This is a genomic window from Sphingopyxis sp. KK2 (assembly GCF_001990265.1).
Lineage (GTDB): Bacteria > Pseudomonadota > Alphaproteobacteria > Sphingomonadales > Sphingomonadaceae > Sphingopyxis.
The window spans coordinates 1-20,146 of the sequence record NZ_LYVN01000029.1; the positions used below are offsets into that span (position 1 = coordinate 1).

Sequence of the window (20,146 nt, forward strand, 5' to 3'; positions counted from 1 at the left end):
CCCAAAAAGCCGCGCAAATCGGCTGAACCCGCCAAGGAGCCGGCCCCGATCCGCCGCCGCGCAAAGACCGCCGCACCGCCGCCGGCGCGAAGGCGGCAGGATCCGCCCCCGCCGCCAAGGGCCAAGCCGGTCCTCAGGATCGTCGAGCCCGACGCTTCGCCCGCGCCCGAACTCAGGCTGCGGCCAGCGACGGCCAAGGACAGAAAGGCGCTCGGACGGCTGCTCGCACAGCTTGCCGATCCGCCCAGGCGCATCTCGCTCGACGCGAACATCGACGCGATCGGCAAGGCGCGTGCCGGACTTCTCGTTGCCGAAGCCGGCGTGCCGGTCGGATGCTGCGCCTGGGCCGTCGTTCCGACCCTGCAGGACGGCCGTGTCGGCCGCGTCACCCTGCTGCTTGTCGACGGCGACCACCGCCGCCGCGGTGTCGGAACGGCGCTCCTTGCCGCCGCCGAGACGGCGCTCGCCAAGGCCGGATGCGCCACGATCGAGGTCATGAGCGACATCATGATCGACAACGCCCACAACTTCTTTCGCGCATTGAAATTCGAGCAGAAGAGTTACCGGTTCGTGCGCGCGGCAGGTTCGCCGAAAGAGCGTCGGCGGGGCTGAGCGCGCGCCAGACGCCATATCCCAAAGCTTTCTGGCATCCTGTATCGCTCAACTCTTGCCGTACGCCATCGCGATCAGGCATCACCGCGGGAACGAAGCGCCGGGCGCCACGTCCTTTTTCGATGCGGCCCACCGGGTCTTCGCATGATCGACCAACGGATAAGATATGTTCGAGCGCCTGAAAATCCTTGCCCAGCACGCGATGCCGAAGCGGCGCCTCACCGAGTTCGCAGGCCGTATCGCCGCATCGTCCGGCCTGCACACCCCCGGGCTGATCCGGTGGTTCGCCGCCAGATATGGCGTCGACATGAGCGAGGCCGAAAACCCGGACCTTCGCAGCTATGCAAGCTTCAACGACTTCTTCACGCGCCCGCTGAAGGCCGGCGCCCGTCCGCTCGCCGACGCCGATTTCATCTGCCCAGTCGATGGCGCCATCAGCCAGTTCGGCGCGATCGACGACCATCACATCGTCCAGGCCAAGGGCCACCGCTTCACCACCGCCGACCTGTTGGGCGGCGACAGCGCGCTCGCCGCGACCTTTCGCGACGGCAGTTTCGCCAATCTCTACCTCTCGCCGAAGGATTATCACCGGCTGCACATGCCCTGCGACGGCGAGCTTACACGCATGGTCTACGTCCCCGGGGCGTTATTCTCGGTCAATCCGACCACGGCGCGCGGGGTGCCCGGTCTCTTCGCGCGCAACGAGCGGGTCTTATGTCTGCTCGAGTCTGCCTCCCACGGCCGTTTCGCGATGATCCTCGTGGGAGCGACCATCGTCGGCAGCATCGCGACGGTCTGGCATGGCGTGGTGAATGCGAAGCGATCGGGCAAGATATCCGAATGGTCCTACGCCCCCAATGAAGTCGTCCTGCGCAAGGGAGAGGAAATGGGACGCTTCCTCCTCGGCTCGACGATCGTGATGCTGTTCGAGAAGGACGCTATCGCCTTCAACCCCGAGTGGTATCCCCAGCGACCGGTGCGGCTGGGCGAACCCATGGGCAGCGCTTCCCCGGGCAGCCCGAGCCGATAACGGTTCTTTTCCGTAAACGGCCTGCAAGCCGGAAATCGGCGGCGAGCATCTCTGATACCGGACGTGACCGGACGATAGCGGACCATCCGCTCCCACCACAAACCACCTCGAACTGGCGGGCACGAGAGGTCGGAACCTCGCCGCCATCCCGATCATTTCGTCTCGGGGGCCCGAGGAGATATCATGCCCGACCCGCTCACCGCCACCGCCATCAATTGCTCCTTGTCGGCGAAAGGCCGCAAAAGTTCGACCGATGCCATGATCGCGGTGCTCGCCGAGCATTTCGAAAAGCATGATGTCGTCGTCGGAACGCCGATCCGCATCGCGGCGCATGACGTCAAATGGGGTGTTTCCTCCGACGAGGGCGACGGGGATGCGTGGCCGCAGATCCGCGCGCAGATTCTCGCCTCTGACATTCTCATCTTCGGGACGCCGATCTGGATGGGCCAGCCTTCCAGCGTCGCAAAGTTGGTTCTCGAACGCATGGACGCGTTCCTCGATGAGACCGACGAGGCGGGCCGCATGCCCAGCTATTCGAAGGTGGCGGTTGCCGCGATCGTCGGCAATGAAGATGGCGCGCACCATGTGTGCGCGGAGCTTTTCCAATCGCTCAACGACACCGGCTGGACCATCCCCGCAGTGGCCGGCTGCTACTGGGTCGGCGAGGCGATGGGGTCGGTCGATTTCAAGGACCTCGAACATCGGCCGCGGATGGTTAGCAAGACCGCGAGCATGGTCGCGGGCAACGCCGCCCATCTCGCCCGGCTGCTGAAGCGCTCCCCCTACCCCGGCTGAACGAACGGATAACACCCTATCGGCCGGCTTGTCCGCCGCGCCTGAAGCACACGACCGATCACGTCGCGAGGCCCGCGGCCGCACGAAACCCCGACTACTCACATCCAGTCTTAGTCGACCCAAAGGCCTCGCGCCCGGTGCCACTCCTCCAAGGCATCGTCCGGATAATGTTCGAAGCACTGGTCGTCCGGGCCGATAACGGGCTCGACCCACGACGCCTTTGATCCGAGCATCATGTGCACGCTCGACGGAGCCTTGGGGAGGTCGCTGTCGATTGCCGAGGCGAAGGGATGGAAAAGGTCGGGATATTCCGGGCTGAACACCCACAGCGCGCTGGCGCAGAGGACGCAGAAATGGCGTTCGGCCGAACTCAGCTCGCAGCCGCCGCGCCCGTCATCGAGCGCGGCATGATAAACCGCCGTCTCGCCATCGACCGTCAGCGTTTTCTTGTCAGCGTGGAGATTGATCGCATATCCGCCGCCGCCTGCGGTCTTCCTGCAGATCGAGCAATAGCAGCGCATAAACGGGACCGGCGCGTGGCTGTCGGCGGAAAAACGAACCGCTCCGCAGCGGCACGAGCCTTCGAGCTTCAGGGGCATATCGATATCCTCTCGCGTCGGAAACTTGCGAAGCGAACCGGGGTTGCGTCCGACGCCCGCCTAAAAATCAACCGCCGGCGGGCTTCAGTCTATAGCGGTCCGGGCCGCGCGAGAGACAAGCGTGTGGTTCGTCCCAGGCAAATCGCCCATCGGCCTCGCAACCGCGCCCCTTGCCGTTCGTTGACACCGGATGACCAGATTGACGCCGATAGCAGTCGAGAAACCGTGGGGCCGAACAAGCCTGCCGCCGCCGTTCGACACGATGCGAGGCCGCCGGATCGGGGAGATCTGGTTTCCGGGTCCCGAGGACGAGCGGCTGGCGCTGCTGATCAAATATCTGTTCACGTCGGAAAAGCTCTCGGTCCAGGTACATCCCTCGGACGCGGAGGCCGTCGCGCTCGGCCTCCCCGCCGGCAAGGAGGAATGCTGGTACATTCTCGATGCCAAGCCCGGCGCGCGGCTCGGCATCGGCTTGCGGATGCCGCTTTCGAAGGCGCGATTGCGCGAGGCCGCGCTCTCGGGGGAGATCGAGACGCTCATGGAATGGCACGTCGCCGAGCCAGGAATGTTGTTCCATATTCCGCCGGGTACGATCCACGCCATCGGGGCGGATATTTCGCTCATCGAGATCCAGCAGAACAGCGACATCACGTATCGCCTTTATGACTACGGCCGCCCGCGCGAGCTTCATCTGTCCGAGGGTGTCGATGTCGCCGACCCTTCACCCTATCCGCGGTCGCGTCAAACCTCTGTCGATCCATCGACGAGTGCTATCTTGCTCGAGGCCGAGCATTTCACGCTCGCCCAGATTGTCGGCGACGATATGTCCCCCTTACCCGGTCATGGCGAACTCCTCGTCGTTCCCATCGAGGGTCGCCTTCGTATTTGCGGTCAGACAATCACCGCTGGCGAATGCGCGCGGGCGGCGTCCAAGGCAGAGATCGACGCACAGGATCGCATACGCGCTCTCGTCGCGTGGTCGTGATACCGAAGGCCGGTAGCGGCCGCTTCGATCACGCATCTGTTGCCCGCCGAGCGGCCACCTGCTGCCAAGATCAGCAGAAGCGATACACGGAAACAGATTTTTGAGTTCTTGATTTTGCGGGTTTCTGTCGGCAGCTAGGAGAGGGTCGTCGAATAGAGCAACCATGAACACGTCCCGACCTCTTCTATCAATCAGGCAATTTGTTCTACCGGCATGCATCCTGGCCTCGGCAGCGGACGTGGCAGGCGCAGCCTCTCCCAACGATTCCGGCTCCCTGCAGGCCTTCGGCGATGCCCCTCTCTGGACCGTCGTCGTGGACGCGAGCCGGATGAGCGTCACGATTGAAGAGGATGGTGAGCCCGTCTTCCGGGAACTCCCGGCGCCCGCAGTGTCGGGTGCCGGCAAAGAAAGAATTTTCAGAACGAAAACTGCGAGCGGCGCCCCGGTCGAACTTCGCATCACGAAGGCGCCCTGCGCTACGGCCGCCGAGGAGCTGGAAATGCAGGCTCTCCTTATTGTTGGACCGGCAAGACGAGAAGGGTGCGCCCTTGCCCTCGATGCCGCCGATGCCCTGCCATCCCGCCCGCTGCTTGGCGATCTTGCATTAGACGCGCGGATCGTCAGCAAAGGAGGGCCGCGGGGCTTCGAACTCGACATCCAGGATAGCGGCACAAGGCTCGCGATCGGTGGGCGCGAATTTACCATGGGCAAGCCCATCGCGGTTCAGACAGAAAATGCGCCTTGGCCAACGATCGCCAATAATACGGCAACCTATGCGCTTGCGAGCGAGGACGAGACGGTGACGGCAAGCGCCCTCGTCGAAGCGGTCGCCTGCAAGGCCGACGGCAAGACTTATCCCCTGGCGCTCAAGCTCGTCTTCAAGGGGACGACGTACCGGAGCTGCGCGTCGCAGGCCTATCAGACGCTGAGCTTGCCGACCGACTTTCCGCCTGTACTCGCAGTTCCGGAAAGATGATGGCGACATGCCCAAAGCGGCGGGAGGATCATTGGCGCCAAGCTCGATAGCGTCACATTATGTTCGAAGACACTAGGGGGATTATTCAAATGTTGGGCCGTCTCACAGCAGCGCTTTGTGCGATCATAATTTCGTCGATCGGTCAGCCATCCTCCGCTGCGGCGCAGTCGATCCCGAACCCGGAGATTCGGTTGATGGGCACCGAAGCGTATGCGGCGGCTGCGGGCAAATTCATCCGTTACCGGCTCGACGTTCCCAACAAGATGTCCTTTCCTGCGGACCTGTTCATCGCGTCGCCCGGACTGCCGCCGTGCGGGACCAATGCGAACGCGTCGCGATCCTGGCTGGATGTCTTCGATGCGAAAGGAACGAGGCTCTATGGCTTTTGCGCGCTTGGTTCGCCCACGGATCTGGGAACGGTCTGGTTCGCTGTGCCCGAGGGCACGCCCGCGCCGGGCGCGGTCTACATAGAAATCTGGGATCGGCTCACCAACAAGCGCTACCGCTCGAACCCGGTCGAACTCGCGCCGACAAAGGCGGAATCTTTATCGACCGGAGCCGCCGTCCAGCAGAAATGGGTTGTTCTGCGCAAGGATGCCGACCTCATCTTTGCTGCCGATGTGGCAGGCCGATCGCCCTCTGGGACCTATCCGATGGCGGTCCTCTTCACCCCGCGCGGAAGCCTGGACACGAGCCCGGACCGCCCGACGATCATCGCGGTCGACGGCACGCCGGATTGCAGCAGCGGTACGATCAGATATTCCGGCGAGAGCCCCTATGTCGACCAGCTCAACCAGGCCGGCCTGCAGGAGAAGCTGCAATATAGCTCGGCAGGCTGGCGGCCGCTGATTTGCGCCGGCAAGGAGCCGCCCTACCGGCCTTTCGCGAACCCGGCGACCCTCTGGTCGGTTTATGGACTGTTCGACAATCCGGGAGGCAGCGATCTGTCCATGGCTCTCCTCGGCATGGGCCCGGGCCGCCTCAGTTTCTTCCGCGCCCCCCTGCCCTTCACCGTAACCCATATCCTGTTCTACTCCGACCTGCCGACCGGAGGACATCTCGAGGCCGACCGCCAAGTCGACTGTACCGCGCGTCGCGTCAGCCCGCCGAGCTTCGAGTTCGTCGATGCCAAGCTCGCGCGCAAGGCGATGTCCCGCCCCGAGTGGACAGCCGACGCCGCAAAGGACGATGAGGCGCTTCTGCGCTGGCAGTGCGACAAACTGCCTCCCATCTCGATCGCGGCTGATTTCGCCTTTGTCGATGCCTCTTTTCGCCGCCATCTCGTCAAACCCTGATCGGCGGAAGCGTCCCATATTGTAGTTCATGGGCGCCGGCAGCCCGTCGGATTCCGGCGCGACATCATGGGAGGTGGCAGCAGCCTTTTCACGCGATGATCGTTTCCCAGCTTATGAGGCTCTGCGGCAAGATGGCAAAGGAAGCGCTGCCGGGCGAAGGGGCTGCCTTTGCCAGCGAAGTTAAGGGGTTCGCCCGGACAAGATTGGGGCCGGGAAGCCGTTCCAGATGGACCGGCGAGCCTGTTGCGACGCCGTGATACCCTCGGTGGCCCTAGCTCGAGCGCGGCCCAGCGACACCGAAGGCTTGCCGCTGGCGGAGAAGCGCGTTGCGCTTCTTTACGCATGGCGCCATCGGCGCGCTCTCGATCTCGCCAACCCGACCCGTTTCACCGAGCTCGTGCAGCTTCGCAAATTGAGCGACCGTTCGCCGGTGCAGACCGAGTTGATGGACAAAATTGCAGCGAAGCGCTTTGCGGGCGCGAGACTGGGCGCGGACTGGATCGTCCCCACGCTTTGGGAGGGTAGCGACCTCCCGCGGCTGATCCCATTTCCCTTTCCGGCGATCATCAAGGCCCGCCACGGGTGCAATCAGTATCAGGTCGTCACGAAAGCGCCCGATTGCGACCGATGGCAGCAGATCCGACGGACTGCACGCCGCTGGCAGCGTAACGCCTATGGGCGCTGGCTCGACGAATGGGCCTACCGCAACGTGCCGCGCGGCACGATTGCCGAGCCACTCCTCGGCGGCGCGCTGCCCCTCCCGATCGACTATAAAATCTATGTGTTCGGCGGCAATGCCACGCATGTGCAGGTGCATCTCGGGCGCGGCGCCCGTCACCGGTGGATCCTGCATGATCGCGGCTGGCGGCAACTGGTTCCCGCAAAGGACCGTCCCCCGCCGCCGCCTTCGCTTGCGGCGATGCTCGACGCCGCTGAGGCGCTTGCCAAGGACATGGCATTTGTGCGGGTCGATTTCTACGACATTGCCGGAAGACCCTTTTTCGGAGAGTTTTGCCTCTACCCCGGTTCGGGCCTCGATCCCTTCGCGGCAGACTGGATCGACCTCGAGCTGGGGGAGCTGTGGTTGAGAGCCATTTCGTGATCGCCTAATCGGCAGTGGCACCCCAATAAACCTGAATAAAATCTCAGCTCGCTCGCCTTCTCTGCGTGAAAGCGAAGAAAATCGGGCAATCTGGCTGGTTGGCCAGTGGCTGGTTGCAGACTGTCCACTCTTGAGACCAGCGCCACAAAAGCGGACGTCATCACCTGACGGAAAATGTCAATCTACAACCGGCTACGTTAGTCGCTCTTTCCGCATGGCGGAGCGGCGTACCTTGCCCGCTTCATCGCGCAAGTCGGTTTCGGTTATCTCGTAGCTTGCGGGGCATTTATATCCGGCGATCCGGGTACGGACGAACGCATCGATCGCTATTATCGAAGCACCACCGGCGGTCCGGATGATCGCATGGACGCGCGCTCCAAGCTCTTCGCACGGCAATCCCACCACGACCGCGTCGATCACGGCCGGATGCTCGATCAACGCGGCCTCCACTTCAGCCGGATAGACATTTGCCCCGCCGCGAAGGATCAGCTCGGTGCGTCGGTCGGACAGGAAGAGATAGTCGTCCTCGTCGAGATAACCGAGATCGCCCAGCGACATATATCCTGCCCCGTTAGTGCGAGGCTCGGCGCCAATATAGTGGAAGCGTTCAGTCGCCTCAGGCGCGAAAAATATCTCGCCGACTTCGCCCGGGGCGCAGCGGTTGCCACTCTCGTCGAGGATTGCGATGGCGTCTCCGGAGAACTTTCCGACCGAACCCGGCTTGCGAAGCCACTCCTCCCCGGTAATGATTGTCGACGGGCCCTCCGTCCCGGCATAGATTTCGACGATCCGTTCGGGGCCAAGCCAATCGATCCAGGCGTGCTTCAGCCATGACGGACAGGGTGCCGCAAGGTGCAGCACCCGTCGCAGCGAGGAAAGGTCATATTTCGCGCGAACCTCCGCGGGCAGGCTCCAGATACGGTGCATCATGGTGGGAACCATGCACACCCATTCGACCTTCTCGCTTTCGATAAGGCGCAGCGCTTCCTCGGCGTCGAAGCGGTTCATGCCGACGATCCGGGTACCGCACAGCAAGGCCAGGCTGGTGAAGAGAAAGGGCGCGTTGTGATAGAGCGGCCCGGGATTGAGCATCACCCCGCCGCGCGGGATGCCCGCCAGATCGCAAATAGCGGAAAGCCGGTCGCCGAAGCGCGCCTCGGCATGATCGACGATCAGCTTTGGCCGGCCGGTCGACCCGCCGCTGGTGACGGCCTTCCAGTTGGTGGCCGCAAGATCTTCGGGCAAATCGGCCGGCGCATCTCCGGCATCGGGAGAAATCCGGACCACAGTGTCCGGCACCTCGCCGCCGCCGCCGATCAGAACGCGCGGCCGGGCGAGCTCGATCAGCTGGGCGAACTCGCGCCCGGGAAGCTTCGCGGGCAGAATGCAAGGAGTCGCCCCGGCCCGCCAGATAGCGAAGCTGGCGATGTGATGATCGACACCGTTGGGGAGCGCCACCGCCACCAGATCGTCGGTCTTTACGCCCCGATCGATCAATGCCCGTGCAAGGGCGGTGGTCCGCGCTTCGAATGCGCGCCAGTTCAGCGAACTGTCAGCATAGCGTATCGCCTCGCCCGCCGAGCCCGCAGCATGCGTCTTGATGGCTGTCCCGAAATTTGCCGCCATCACCGGCCCCCACCCAGATCGGCGGGATATGCCGCTGCCACTGCAGTTCGGCTTCGAGCTGATAGGCGAGCGCCAAGAGCAAGGCTTCGCCCCCGGGGCGCGTTGCGAACTGGATCCCCACCGGCAGGCCGTTGGCGCTGAAACCGATCGGCAAGCTGATCGACGGCGTTCCGGCGAAATTGTCGATCCAGCAATAGCCGGCATAATCGATCAGCGGGTCCTTTTGATCGGCCCACGAAATGTCGGGTCCAAAGACGCCGATACGCGGAATCTCCGTACTCAGCGTCGGTGTCATCCAGATGTCGATCTGCTCCAGCCGCGCGAGATAGGCGGCGACGATATCCTCCATCGACGTCCAGGCCGATGCAAACCGGTCATCGCTGATGGCCTCGCCCGCCGCGATCAAAGTCACGGACCGATGTTCGAGGTCGTCAGCCTTGACCTCGATCCCGATGGCTTGCGACAGCATGCCGAGACGACGGCAGAACATGCCTTCGGTGATCGTGCCGAGCAGCTCCATGGCAACTGGTCCGGCAAAGGGGAGATCAGCCTCCGCCACCTTGTGCCCGAGGCGGTCGAGCAGCGCGACCGCCTCGTCGAAGACCCGCTGGACGCTGGCATCGGGGAGATCGCCGGTGCGCATCACACGGCTATAGACCTGAATGTTCAAACGGTGGTCGATCGGGGCCGTCACCAGCGGGATCGGCTGAAGGCAATCCGGGTCGCGCGTTTGCGTCGCCTCGATCCAAGCGGCTGTGTCGCGCACCGTGCGGCTGACGCAGCCGTTCACGGTCAGGTCGGTTATCGAGCGAAACGCTTCTTCGCCGGCATTGCGACGCCGCGACGGTTTTAGCCCGACGAGACCGCAAGGCGCCGCACCGTGGCGGATCGAGCCGAGCCCGTCGCTGGCATGCGCGATGGGCACCACGCCCGCCGCCACCGCCGCAGCCCCGCCACCCGACGAGCCTCCCGGCGTATAATCGAGGTTCCACGGGTTGCGCGTCGGGCCGAACAACGGCGACTCGGTAACCGCGTTCAGCCCGAGTTCGGGCATCGTCGAACGCCCGATCGATATCAGGCCGGCACCCGTGATCGCGCGCGCATAGGGAGCATCTTCCGGGGGCATGAAATCGCGCAGCGCTGCCGATCCGAAACTGGCGGGGATCCCGCCTTCGGGGAGCATGTCCTTGATCAGCGTGGGCACGCCGGCGAGCGGACCGGATCGCGGCTCCTTCGCTTGCATCCGCGCGCGCTCGAAGGTCGGCCAGGCGATGAAGTTGAGCTGCGGATTGGCGGCTTCGGCGCGTTCGATCGCCTGATCGACCAGTCCCGACGCCGTGGCGCGGCCGGTTGCCATCGCCTCGCGCATGTCCGTCATGTCCACCGGGGAGGATGATGTCGTGCTCATGATGCGTCCTTCGAAAGTGCAGGGCGGATTGCCCGTAGCGTAGCGCCATAAGGGCGGGGTGCGAGCGCCATCAGGATCGCCGACACGATCAGCGACGGCAGGCTGACGATCGTTATGGCATTCAGCATACCGCGCGGCCCCTCGATCAGCCCTGAGATCGCACCGATAGCAAGCGGCGATGCGGCGAGCGCCAGCGCGTTGACGATACCGAGCAGCGACAGAACGCGCGAGCGGAGGTGCGCGGGCGCCAGATTCTGGAGCACGCCGGGCATCAGCGAGGAGGCCGCGATACCCAGCGCGCCCTGCACCGCCGCGATGCAATAGGCCTGAAAGGCCGATGTCGTGAAGGGCAGCAACGCCGCGGGAAGCGGCGTCAGTGCGACGAAGATCGCGGCGACCTTTACGGGATCGAGGTCGGCATCGCCGCGGCGCAGTCGGAGTGTCAGCGGCGCGAGCAGCACGCCGGCGAGCGTCGCAACCGTAATCGCCGTGCCGAGCCCGATGCCCACCGTCGCGGGATCGATCCCGAAAGCGCGCGGGAGCGCCAGCGGGAACCACATCACGCCCGAGGTCATTGCGACCGCCATCGCGAAGATCGATCCGAATATACAGGCGAGCGTATGCCAGTGCGCAGTCGCATAGGGAAGGAAATCGCGTTCGGCCACCGGATCGGCTTCGACCCTGGCGTCTGTTTCATGGCTCCGATTGCCCAGCGGCATCGTTAGAACGAGCAGGAAGAAGACCGGCCCGGGAAGCGCGATCAGCATCATCGCGAGGCGCCAGCTGTCGAAGTCGGCAAGCCAGCTGGGAACGCCACCATGCGCTCCGTCGAGCCATTGAAGCAGCGCGCCGCCGAGCGCCATCCCCAGGCCCGCGCCGAGCAGCGTCCCGCCGTAGAAGATGAAATTGGCGGTGTTGCGCTGCTTCTCCGCAAAAAGATCGGGGATCAGCGCGAAGACGATTGGCGCCAGCCCCGCCTCGCCGATCGCGATCCCGATCGTCGCGGCGAACAGGCCCCAAAAGCCGGTCTGGAAAGCAAAAAGCGCGGTAGCGAGCGACCAGCACGCAACCCCGAGCGCCAGAATCAGGCGACGTCCGAAGCGATCGGCGAGCCAACCCATCGGATAGCTCGCCACGCTGGCGAACACCGCCATGCCTAGCCCCTGCAACATGCCGAGCTGAAAGTCGGTAAAGCCGAGCGAGGTCTGCAGCAACGGCGCAACGAGGCTGAGCATCTGGCGGACGACAAAGGCGAAAAGCGTCGTCATCAGCAGAACGCCGAGGCCATACCACGCCCAGCGGACACTGCCGCTCCGCCCGATGCCTTCGGTGCCATCCTCCATACACGCTCTCCACGCCGAAGCCTTTGCGGCTCATATCGGCATCTTTAAAACAGGTTGACTTTATTGTAAATAGGGTAGAGACATCGGGACAGCAGCGGGAATCGACGATCGAGCGACGCCCGCCGGGAGAAGATCGATGCCATTTCCGGTTCGCACATCCCTCGAGCAATTCACCCTTCCCCATCCGTCGGGGGAGGGCGAGCTGACGATCAGCGTTGCCGCGCCGACGGCCCCGACACCCGACGCGGGCATTCCCGTTCTCTACGTCGTCGATGGCGACCTGTTGTTCGGCATGGCAGCGGAGATCGGACGCGCCATGACGAGCGTCGCCGCCTTTCCCGCGCATTATGTCGTCGGCGTCGGTTATGACGCCGCCTATGCCGATGTCCTGAAGCGTCGCACCGCCGACCTCGCCCCGCCGATCGGCGAAGCGGCCTTGCAAGCCCTCGGCGGCCTTGGCGAAGCGATCGGGGGCGCCGCGAGCGGCGGCGCCGACGCGTTCCTGGCCTTCATGCTCGATGCGCTCCGTCCCGAGATCGCCGCCCGCTATCCACACACGGCGGACGGGCCGCAAATCCTGTTCGGCCATTCGCTCGGCGGCCTGTTCGCAGCGCGCGCGCTCCTCACCCGGCCAGACAGTTTTTCGGCTTTCATCGTGAGCAGCCCGTCGCTGTGGTGGGATGGCTTCGCGATCATGGGCGAACTGGCGATGCTCGGGAAGCGGATCGCGGCCCTGCCCCAACCGCCGCGCGTGTTCGTCGATGTCGGCGCCAGAGAACAAGACCTGCCGACCAGCGTACCCGACGGAATCGGCGTGACGCTGGAAGAAGCACAGGCGCAGATCCGCGCCGCGCGAATGGTCGATGCGGCGCGTGAGTTCGCCGCCGCGCTCAGCGAGGCCGGCATCACCGACGTCCGCCATGTCGCCTTCGCCGAGGACGACCATGTGTCCGCCGCGCCTGCCGCGATCCTGCACGGGATGCGCTTCGCGCTCGGCCGCGGCCACTGAAACAAGAAACGAAACGCAAGATGAGGGGATCCGTTATGCGACTTTCAACCAAAGCCTTGAGCGGCAGCGCGTTGGCGCTCGCCCTCGCCTCGCCTGCAACCCTTTGGGCGCAGGACAGCGATGCGACCATCGGCGACGAGATCGTCGTGACCGCCCAGAAACGGTCGCAGACGCTGATCGACGTGCCGCAGTCGGTGTCGGTCGTCTCGGGCGCGACGCTCGAGCAGCAGGGCGCGACCAGTTTCGCCGATTATCTCAAGAATGTGCCAAGCCTGCAGCTCGTCCAGGGCACGCCCGGTCAGGGCCGCCTCGTGCTGCGTGGAATCAACACCGGCGGGGTCGCATCCACCGTCGCGGTCTATGTCGACGAGACGCCCTTCGGGTCGAGCACCGGCCTCGCGAACGGCTCCGAACTCGCGGGCGATTTCGGCAGCTTCGATATCGCGCGGATCGAGGTGCTGCGGGGGCCGCAGGGGACGCTCTACGGTGCAAGTTCGCTCGGCGGCCTGCTCAAGTTCGTGACTTACGAGCCTTCGACGTCCGGCTTCGAAGCCAAGGTGCTGGGGGGCGTCGAGTTTACCGATGGCGGCGACGCGTCGTACCGAGGCGCGGCGATGGTCAATGTCCCGCTCGGCGAAACGCTCGCCTTCCGCGCGTCGGGTTCGTACCGGAAACAGGGCGGATATGTCGATTCTATCGGCACCGCGGCATCGAATGTTCGCAGTAATATCAACGATTTCGAAAATTACGGTGGCCGCGCCTCGCTGCTATGGGAACCCGGCGCCGGTCTCAGCGTCCGGCTGAGTGCGCTGTTCCAGAATCTCTATGTCGACGCGCCGAGCATCGTCGAAGCCGATCCCGCGGCGCTGAAGCCGCTCTATGGGTGGCTCACCCAGTCGGAATATCTGCCGACCTTCAGCAATGTGAAATACCGCCTCTACAATGGCACGATCGACTATGATTTCGGCGGCGTCACGCTGACGTCGGCGACGAGCTATGGCGAACAGCTCCAGTCGTTCCGCGCCGACTATACCGCAAACCTCTCCCCCGTCCTCGGTTCCTACGTCTATTTCGACCAGCTTACCGAAAACCGCAAATGGACGCAGGAACTGCGGCTCGCATCGAACGGCGGCGATTTCATCGAATGGCTCGTCGGCGGCTATTACACGCACGAAAAGGCGCGCATTTTCCAGAACCTGAAAACCGCGGTACCCGGCACTCCCGGCGTACTCACGCCGATCGACCTGCCATTCGAGCTCGCCGTATTCAATCTCGACTCACGCTATGAAGAGATTGCCGGCTTCGCGAACGCGACGCTGCACCTGTCGCCCTGGTTCGATATCGACCTCGGCGGCCGGTACAGCCACAACAGCCAGCGCGCGCGGCAGGCGACCGACGGCATATTGCTAGGCACCGCGCTAATCGACGGGCTCCGCTCGTCGGACGATGTCTTCACCTGGTCGGTCGCACCAAAGGTCAAGTTCGGCCGTCAGGCGTCGCTCTATGCACGTGTCGCCAAAGGCTATCGTCCCGGCGGCCCGAACGTCATCCCGATCGGTTCGCCGCCGGGGACCCCCACGACCTTCGAGCCCGACACCGTCACCAGCTATGAGATAGGGTTCAAGGGCGACACCGCCGACCGCAGCGCCTCGATCGAGGCGTCGCTCTATCATATCGACTGGAACGACATTCAGCTCGCCGCCGTCGTCAACGGCTTCGGGGTCAATGTGAACGGCACGAGCGCCAAGGTCGACGGCGCCGAAATCGTCGCGACATTGCGCCCGACGCGCGGTTTCACGACGTCGATCGGCTTCACCTATACCGACGCGCGGCTCAGCGGCGATACCGATCCGGTCGCGGTCGGCGCGGTCAAGGGCGACCCCCTGCCCTTCACGCCCAGATATGCCGTCAACTTCAACGCCGATTATCAATGGGATATGGGGTCGGATGTCTCCGCATCGATCGGCGGTTCCATCCGCTCGGTCTCGCGGCAGAGCGGCAGCTTCGACCCGGCCTACCGCGCCGCCTATGGCCATTTCGCGCGCGTCGATGCCTATGCGGTGATCGATCTGCGCGCAGGGCTGGACTTCGGGCGCTACTCGCTCGCCGCTTATGCCAACAATCTGACGAACAGCGGCGGCATCACCTCGACGCAGGCGCTGCTCGGCGTCGCCGGCCTGCCGCGCAACGCCAATGGCGCGCTCGGCACCGCGGTGGTCCGGCCGCGGACGATCGGCATCAATGCGACCGTGGCATTCTGATCTGGCTCGCCTATCCACGGTTCAAACGCTATCGCAGACGACCAGGGCATGACGACGACCGCAACCAGAACCCGCCGCAGCCAGGCAGACCGCAGCGCCGCGACCCGCGCGCGTGTGCTCGCGGCGGCGCGCGACGTGCTTTGCTCGCAAGGCTATTCGGGCGCGACGATGCTCGCGATCCGCGATGCGGCTGGCATGAGCCTCGGAGCGATCCAGCATCAGTTCCCGACGAAGGCCAAGCTGATGGCGGCGGTAGCCGGGGAATTTTCGGCCTATCGTACGCAAGTCTATGCCGAGGCCATTCGGGCCGGCGCGACGCCCCGGCAATCGATGGAAAATCTGATCGACGCCAATTACCAGATGGTCAGCCGCCCCGAAATGGCGGCCGTGCTCGAAATCCACCTCGCCCGCCGCAACGACTCAGATCTCGATCAGGAGGTCGGTCCGAGCGCACGGCGCTTCGATCGCAGGGTCCGTCTGTGGGGCCATATGATCCTGCGCGCCGCGGGCATCGACAATGACGAGGCCTATCAAACGCTCCAGCTGCTCAACAATGCCGTCACGCGCGGGCTGACCGTCGAGTATATCCGCAATCCCGACATGGCGCTTATCGAACGATCGGTCGCTATATGGAAACGCCAGATGCTCGAACTGGTGTTTGGTCCCGAATGAAGTCGGGTGTAGCCGAGGGCGGACCGACGGCATTTGGTCCGTAGTGCAAGATAGCTGACGTTCACCAGGTGCCTTGGGCGTCTCGAAACCTGCCGAGGAGCACACCGTCTACAGGATGCCTAACTTCCGCAAAAAATCGTCATAACCTAAGTTTAATCTGAAGCCCTTTGCGGTCATCGCGGTACGGACACTTCGGCGCCTCTGCGCGCACAAAACTCTCGCAAAAGCGTGGAAATTTAAGCTCCGCTTGCGTCGGCACCCTTTCCAGCCACTTGTCTCGCCGCGGGACAAGTCTGACGTCAGCTTAAGAACTTAGTATCTCTTGGAAAATACGACCGCCCGATGGTCGCGGAGAGAGTCCCTTTTGCTACGCTGGCGCGGCGTACAGCTATAGCGATACTGTTCGTGTCGCTTGCTTGCCTGCTTTACTGGCAAGCGGCAGGCCTGTTGCCCGTGGCAATCATCGCTAGTGCAGTTGCTCTGGGCTGGCTCGGTAGCGCCTGGCGGCACGACCAACGCCTCTGGCTCCTGTCCCGGCGTTTCGAAGCCATGTCGGCGGCCGGCCGGAAAGAGGAGATATCGGACCGGCTCGCTGAAAATGCCGCGAGTGTAGAACTGGCCCTTGCGACGATGAAGCGGCGTCTCAGCGAGCGCCATTCGATCTCGGGTCTCCACACGCGCGAGCCGCTCCTTGACCTGATGACCACCGAACGCGCTGGCATGATCGGGGCCATTGAAATCGCCGACTTCGACCGCTTGGCGGGTTTCAATCCCGATCTTGCGGAATATGTGCTGACGACCATCGTCCGGCGGATCGTTCGCATGCTTCCGCCCGGCCGGTTCGTCGCTCATGTCGATCGGGCACAGTTTGCGATCTGGTATGGCCAGGACATAGCGCATGATGCCGCCCGCGGCGAGATCGATGCGCTCATATATGCGCTGGGAAGCGTTATCACAGCGGGCACTCAGGACATCGTTCCCATAATTTCGGCGCGATGTGCCGCGCTCGAGGAAGGCGGTTCTCCGCACACGTTTCTTGCACAGACCCTCGCCTCGTTCGCGATGCTGCGCGATGGAGGCGCCGGGAATGTCGATCTGACGCCCGCGGCGATCGCGCGGGAAGAATTTCGGTACGGCATCGAACAGGATCTGCGCGGTGCCGTCGGCAGGGGCGAGTTCGAACTCTTGTTCCAGCCGTTGATCGACGCCACCTGGCAGTGCGTCACGGGCGCCGAGGCGCTGATCCGGTGGAACCACCCGGAACGCGGTGCCGTGTCGCCATCGGTGTTCATACCCGTCGTCGAAGCCGCGGGATTGGCGGACGAAGTCGGACTATGGGTTCTGAACGGCGCGGCGCGCGAGGCGAGCCAATGGGCCGGGATCGGGCCGGGCCCGCTGCGGGTCGCCGTGAACATCTCGGCAAACCAGCTCCATAGCGCGAAATTCACCGAATTCCTCGCGCGCATGTTTCACAATCATGGTCTCGAGCCCGGCGCGCTCGAGATCGAACTGACGGAATCGGTCGCAAGCGCGAACGATGCGCGGGTCGCAAGGATGTTCGAAGAGATCCGCGCGCTCGGCGTCAATATTTCAATCGATGATTTCGGCACGGGCTATTCGAGCTTCAGCACGCTTCGGCAGCTCGGGTTCGACAAGATCAAGATCGATCGCGAATTCGTGACCGAGGTGCAAAGGCGGCCAGACAGCCAGGCGATCTGCCGGAGCATTCTGACCCTCGGGCAGGGCCTTGGCATCAAGGTGCTCGCCGAAGGGGTCGAGACCGCCGAGGAATATCATTGGCTCCTCGGCGAAGGATGCCGCCACTTCCAGGGCTTCTACTTTTCCAGACCTTTGGCGGCCGCCGATTTCCTGACCTTCGTGCGCGACACCTCCCGTCTCGCCGACATTCTTCGTATCGCCCCTGCAGGGCGTGAACCCGAAAGGCTGACCGCGTGACCCCCCATCCTATCAGGATTGACCTTCGCCGAGCCCTCTCGGGGCCGTTGCTTGCCGTCTTGATCCTCCTCTCGGGATGCGCCGCGGCGCCCCGGCCGGCCGCGCTGTCGGCGCCGGTCGACAGCGCCAAGTCGATCGAGACCATCACCGGTTTGCTGGAGCGGGGCGACACCGGCGCCGCGCGCAAGCTCATCAAAAGCGCGCTCAAGCGCGATCCTCATAACCCGTCGCTCGCCATGCTCAGGGATTCGGTGACGCGCGATCCGGTCGACCTGCTCGGGCCGAAGTCCTATCCCTACACGGTAAAACCGGGCGATACTTTGGCCGCGATCGCCGAGCGCCACCTCGGGAACCGACTGCTTACCTATCAGCTCGCACGGTATAACGGAATCGACGTCCCTACACGCATCGCGGCCGGCCAAACGCTTCGTATTCCGGGAAGTCCGCCGCCAGCGGCGACCCGCCCGGCACCGAAGACTGCGCCGCAGGCAAGTTCGAAGCCGCCGAGGGCCGCTCCCGAACGACCCGCTGTCCCCGCAGCAGCGGCCGCGCCGGCAAATCCCGCGGGCGCAAGGCAGCTGAGGACGCGGGGGCTTGCCGAGCTGAACCGGGGCCAGGCGGCAAAGGCGGTCCAGCTACTTCGTCAGGCCTCGAGCCTCGACCCCGCAAATAGTGCAATCAAGGCCGATCTCGCGCGCGCCGAGCGCATAGCGGCCACCGTGAGGGCCAAGAAATGACCGTTCACCTGCCCTTGCCCAAGATCGAGCAAGACCGGTCCGCTGTGAAGAACGTCGGACGCTATCAGGTCATATCGCGCCTCGGCGAGGGCGCCATGGCGGACGTGTACCGCGCCGTCGATCCCGGAATCGGACGCGAAGTCGCCATCAAGGTCCTGAAGCCCGAATATGCACGGAACGAGGCGCTCAACCTCCGCTTTCTGAGGGAAGCGCGGGCCGCGGGGGCGCTCAGCCACCCCAATATCGCGACGATCTACGAGGTCGGAGAGGATGGCGGCGGCGCCTTTATCGCGATGGAGCTCGTCGAAGGCCAACCGCTCGATACCATACTTCAGGCGAATGGCCGCATGCCATACGAACGCGTCCTGCAGCTCGGACAGCAGCTGGCCGCCGCGCTTGCCTATGCACACCGCGCCGGTGTCGTTCACCGCGACGTGAAGCCGTCCAACATCCTGCTCTCGAGCGATGGCCGGACCGCGAAGCTCGTCGACTTCGGGGTGGCGCGCATCGACGACCCTGCCTGCGGCGGCGATGGCGCCGAGCTCGAACGAACGCAGTTCGGCCAGATGATAGGGACGCCGCGTTATATGAGCCCGGAACAGGCGCTGAGCCTTCCGGTAGATCATCGCTCGGACCTCTTCTCGCTCGGCATCGTCCTTTACGAGATGGTGACCGGTAAAGTGGCCTTTCCAGGCATCGGCCTTGGCACCGTCGCGATCCAGATCGCGCAGGAGCGCGTCGAATCCATCGAGAAGTCGGCAGCAGATTGTCCGCCGGGCCTGCGCTTTGTGATCGACAAGCTGCTCGCGAAAAAGCCCAACCAGCGCTTTGCCGACGGCGAGGCGGTGCGGAGTGCCCTTCAGCGCGAGATGGCCGCGCGCGAAGATACGGCCGTCACGCGCCGCGGACTCTCGTTGCGGCTCAAGCTACCCATATTGCTTGTATCGGTAACCCTTGCCGTGCTGGCGCTTTGCGGTTCGATGATCCTGTCGCGCGAAGGCCGGGCTTTCGAAGAGATGGCCGTCGCTTCGGGGCAGACGGTTGCGGCATTTGTTGCGAGCAACGCAGGCGTAACCGCCGTCGATAACGCCACACTGCCGCCCGATCAGCAGGATTGGAGCGCGGTCCAGGCGTTCGTCGAGAGCGCGAGCGAAGACCGCGAGATACGCAGCATCGCGGTCATCGATGCGCGAGGCGTCGTGCGCGCTTCGACCAATGCCGTAGAACTTGGGAAGCGCTATGCGGCGGTCTCCGGCCGGGCGATCCAGACCCGAGCAGATACGGCCGTCAGCTACCGCGGCGCACAGCTCGGAGACGGCATGCGCTTCGTGCGGGCCATCCGCTACGCGGGCGGTAACTATGGCCAGGTCGATATCGTCATCCGCACCGATGCGCTTGCGGCGGCAAAGGCGAACACCCGTTTCCTGCTCGCCGCGCTTTCGCTGACGGTTTTGCTGACGGTCGCCGCAGCCGGATATTTCAGCGGCGCTGCCGTCACACGGCCGCTCGGGCGGCTGCGCGGCGCCCTCGACGCGGCGGCATCGGCGCGTTTCGCTCTGCGTATTTCGCACCGGCGGCGCGACGAATTCGGAGCCGCCTTCGACGCGTTCAATAAGGCGGCCGCGACGGCGGAAGCGCAGTTTGCCGAGCGGCCCCAGGATCTCGAAGCCTCGATGATTGCGACGCGGATCTCCGGGCCCGAGGATGCCGGTCCGTCGATCCGCCAGGTCGCCTGAGGAG

17 protein-coding genes are annotated in these 20,146 nt (G+C 64.2%); 13 read left to right on the plus strand and 4 right to left on the minus strand.

The annotated features are described in order from the left end of the window. From B1A78_RS07140 to B1A78_RS07150, 3 genes are all read left to right on the plus strand, one after another. Nucleotides 1–612, plus strand: a 612-nt coding sequence (locus tag B1A78_RS07140) for a GNAT family N-acetyltransferase (RefSeq protein WP_144037728.1), incomplete at its 5' end; no start/stop codon positions are given. A 166-nt stretch (nucleotides 613–778) separates the two neighbouring features. Then, nucleotides 779–1,642 (plus strand): archaetidylserine decarboxylase, encoded by an 864-nt coding sequence (gene asd / locus B1A78_RS07145; protein WP_077146285.1) that lies wholly within the window; start codon nucleotides 779–781, stop codon nucleotides 1,640–1,642. Nucleotides 1,643–1,825: 183 nt separating this feature from the next. Next, on the plus strand, nucleotides 1,826–2,437 hold the full coding sequence (locus tag B1A78_RS07150; RefSeq protein ID WP_077146286.1) for a flavodoxin family protein: 612 nt from the start codon (nucleotides 1,826–1,828) through the stop codon (nucleotides 2,435–2,437). Nucleotides 2,438–2,547: 110 nt separating this feature from the next. Here the strand turns inward: B1A78_RS07150 and B1A78_RS07155 are convergent, their stop codons facing one another. Beyond that, on the minus strand, nucleotides 2,548–3,036 hold the full coding sequence (locus tag B1A78_RS07155; RefSeq protein ID WP_077146287.1) for a GFA family protein: 489 nt from the start codon (nucleotides 3,034–3,036) through the stop codon (nucleotides 2,548–2,550). A 190-nt stretch (nucleotides 3,037–3,226) separates the two neighbouring features. Here B1A78_RS07155 and B1A78_RS07160 point away from each other — a divergent pair, with 190 nt between their 5' ends. From B1A78_RS07160 to B1A78_RS07175, 4 genes are all read left to right on the plus strand, one after another. Further along, entirely contained in the window at nucleotides 3,227–4,021 is a 795-nt protein-coding gene (locus B1A78_RS07160) for a class I mannose-6-phosphate isomerase (protein ID WP_077146288.1), read from the plus strand. A gap of 238 nt (nucleotides 4,022–4,259) precedes the next feature. Then, nucleotides 4,260–4,997: a hypothetical protein gene (locus B1A78_RS07165; protein ID WP_077146289.1), complete on the plus strand. Its 738-nt coding sequence runs from the start codon at nucleotides 4,260–4,262 to the stop codon at nucleotides 4,995–4,997. Nucleotides 4,998–5,086: 89 nt separating this feature from the next. Then, nucleotides 5,087–6,292 carry a hypothetical protein gene (locus B1A78_RS07170; protein ID WP_144037729.1) on the plus strand — a complete coding sequence of 402 codons (1,206 nt, stop codon included), beginning with the start codon at nucleotides 5,087–5,089 and terminating at the stop codon, nucleotides 6,290–6,292. 226 nt (nucleotides 6,293–6,518) lie between these two features. Further along, on the plus strand, nucleotides 6,519–7,394 hold the full coding sequence (locus B1A78_RS07175) for an ATP-grasp fold amidoligase family protein (RefSeq protein WP_083733928.1): 876 nt from the start codon (nucleotides 6,519–6,521) through the stop codon (nucleotides 7,392–7,394). 192 nt (nucleotides 7,395–7,586) lie between these two features. Here the strand turns inward: B1A78_RS07175 and B1A78_RS07180 are convergent, their stop codons facing one another. The 3 genes from B1A78_RS07180 to B1A78_RS07190 are packed head-to-tail and all read right to left on the minus strand — an operon-like array spanning nucleotide 7,587 to nucleotide 11,771. Further along, on the minus strand, nucleotides 7,587–9,020 hold the full coding sequence (locus tag B1A78_RS07180; RefSeq protein WP_077146291.1) for an AMP-binding protein: 1,434 nt from the start codon (nucleotides 9,018–9,020) through the stop codon (nucleotides 7,587–7,589). After that, nucleotides 8,947–10,428 (minus strand): amidase, encoded by a 1,482-nt coding sequence (locus tag B1A78_RS07185; RefSeq protein ID WP_083733930.1) that lies wholly within the window; start codon nucleotides 10,426–10,428, stop codon nucleotides 8,947–8,949. The genes B1A78_RS07180 and B1A78_RS07185 overlap by 74 nt, the downstream gene beginning before the upstream one ends. Then, a complete protein-coding gene (locus B1A78_RS07190; protein WP_077146293.1) occupies nucleotides 10,425–11,771 on the minus strand; it encodes an MFS transporter in 1,347 nt (448 codons plus the stop codon). Before B1A78_RS07190 ends, B1A78_RS07185 begins: the two co-directional genes overlap by 4 nt. Nucleotides 11,772–11,907: 136 nt before the next feature. Between B1A78_RS07190 and B1A78_RS07195 the strand changes: the two genes are divergently transcribed. From B1A78_RS07195 to B1A78_RS07220, 6 genes are all read left to right on the plus strand, one after another. Further along, the gene (locus B1A78_RS07195) at nucleotides 11,908–12,780 is read left to right on the plus strand and encodes an alpha/beta hydrolase (protein WP_077146294.1); all 873 of its coding nucleotides are present in this window, start codon (nucleotides 11,908–11,910) and stop codon (nucleotides 12,778–12,780) included. A gap of 35 nt (nucleotides 12,781–12,815) precedes the next feature. Then, nucleotides 12,816–15,041 (plus strand): TonB-dependent receptor, encoded by a 2,226-nt coding sequence (locus B1A78_RS07200; protein WP_077146295.1) that lies wholly within the window; start codon nucleotides 12,816–12,818, stop codon nucleotides 15,039–15,041. A gap of 48 nt (nucleotides 15,042–15,089) precedes the next feature. Further along, a complete protein-coding gene (locus B1A78_RS07205; protein ID WP_077146296.1) occupies nucleotides 15,090–15,713 on the plus strand; it encodes a TetR/AcrR family transcriptional regulator in 624 nt (207 codons plus the stop codon). Between the two features lie 453 nt (nucleotides 15,714–16,166). Next, complete coding sequence (locus B1A78_RS07210) at nucleotides 16,167–17,669, plus strand: bifunctional diguanylate cyclase/phosphodiesterase (RefSeq protein WP_179101998.1); 1,503 nt, start codon at nucleotides 16,167–16,169, stop codon at nucleotides 17,667–17,669. Between the two features lie 59 nt (nucleotides 17,670–17,728). Beyond that, entirely contained in the window at nucleotides 17,729–18,406 is a 678-nt protein-coding gene (locus B1A78_RS07215) for a LysM domain-containing protein (RefSeq protein ID WP_256837508.1), read from the plus strand. Continuing rightward, on the plus strand, nucleotides 18,403–20,142 hold the full coding sequence (locus B1A78_RS07220) for a serine/threonine-protein kinase (RefSeq protein ID WP_077146298.1): 1,740 nt from the start codon (nucleotides 18,403–18,405) through the stop codon (nucleotides 20,140–20,142). Before B1A78_RS07215 ends, B1A78_RS07220 begins: the two co-directional genes overlap by 4 nt. The last annotated feature ends 4 nt before the right edge of the window (nucleotides 20,143–20,146 follow it).

Excerpts from the sequence above, each read along its gene's own strand:
- B1A78_RS07190 (WP_077146293.1), bottom strand. The coding sequence starts at position 11,771 with ATGGAGGATGGCACCGAAGGCATCGGGCGGAGCGGCAGTGTCCGCTGG.
- B1A78_RS07150 (WP_077146286.1), top strand. The coding sequence starts at position 1,826 with ATGCCCGACCCGCTCACCGCCACCGCCATCAATTGCTCCTTGTCGGCG.
- B1A78_RS07200 (WP_077146295.1), top strand. The coding sequence starts at position 12,816 with ATGCGACTTTCAACCAAAGCCTTGAGCGGCAGCGCGTTGGCGCTCGCC.
- B1A78_RS07220 (WP_077146298.1), top strand. The coding sequence starts at position 18,403 with ATGACCGTTCACCTGCCCTTGCCCAAGATCGAGCAAGACCGGTCCGCT.
- B1A78_RS07205 (WP_077146296.1), top strand. The coding sequence starts at position 15,090 with ATGACGACGACCGCAACCAGAACCCGCCGCAGCCAGGCAGACCGCAGC.
- B1A78_RS07160 (WP_077146288.1), top strand. The coding sequence starts at position 3,227 with ATGACCAGATTGACGCCGATAGCAGTCGAGAAACCGTGGGGCCGAACA.
- asd (WP_077146285.1), top strand. The coding sequence starts at position 779 with ATGTTCGAGCGCCTGAAAATCCTTGCCCAGCACGCGATGCCGAAGCGG.
- B1A78_RS07195 (WP_077146294.1), top strand. The coding sequence starts at position 11,908 with ATGCCATTTCCGGTTCGCACATCCCTCGAGCAATTCACCCTTCCCCAT.
- B1A78_RS07155 (WP_077146287.1), bottom strand. The coding sequence starts at position 3,036 with ATGCCCCTGAAGCTCGAAGGCTCGTGCCGCTGCGGAGCGGTTCGTTTT.
- B1A78_RS07175 (WP_083733928.1), top strand. The coding sequence starts at position 6,519 with ATGGACCGGCGAGCCTGTTGCGACGCCGTGATACCCTCGGTGGCCCTA.
- B1A78_RS07185 (WP_083733930.1), bottom strand. The coding sequence starts at position 10,428 with ATGAGCACGACATCATCCTCCCCGGTGGACATGACGGACATGCGCGAG.
- B1A78_RS07170 (WP_144037729.1), top strand. The coding sequence starts at position 5,087 with ATGTTGGGCCGTCTCACAGCAGCGCTTTGTGCGATCATAATTTCGTCG.
- B1A78_RS07180 (WP_077146291.1), bottom strand. The coding sequence starts at position 9,020 with ATGGCGGCAAATTTCGGGACAGCCATCAAGACGCATGCTGCGGGCTCG.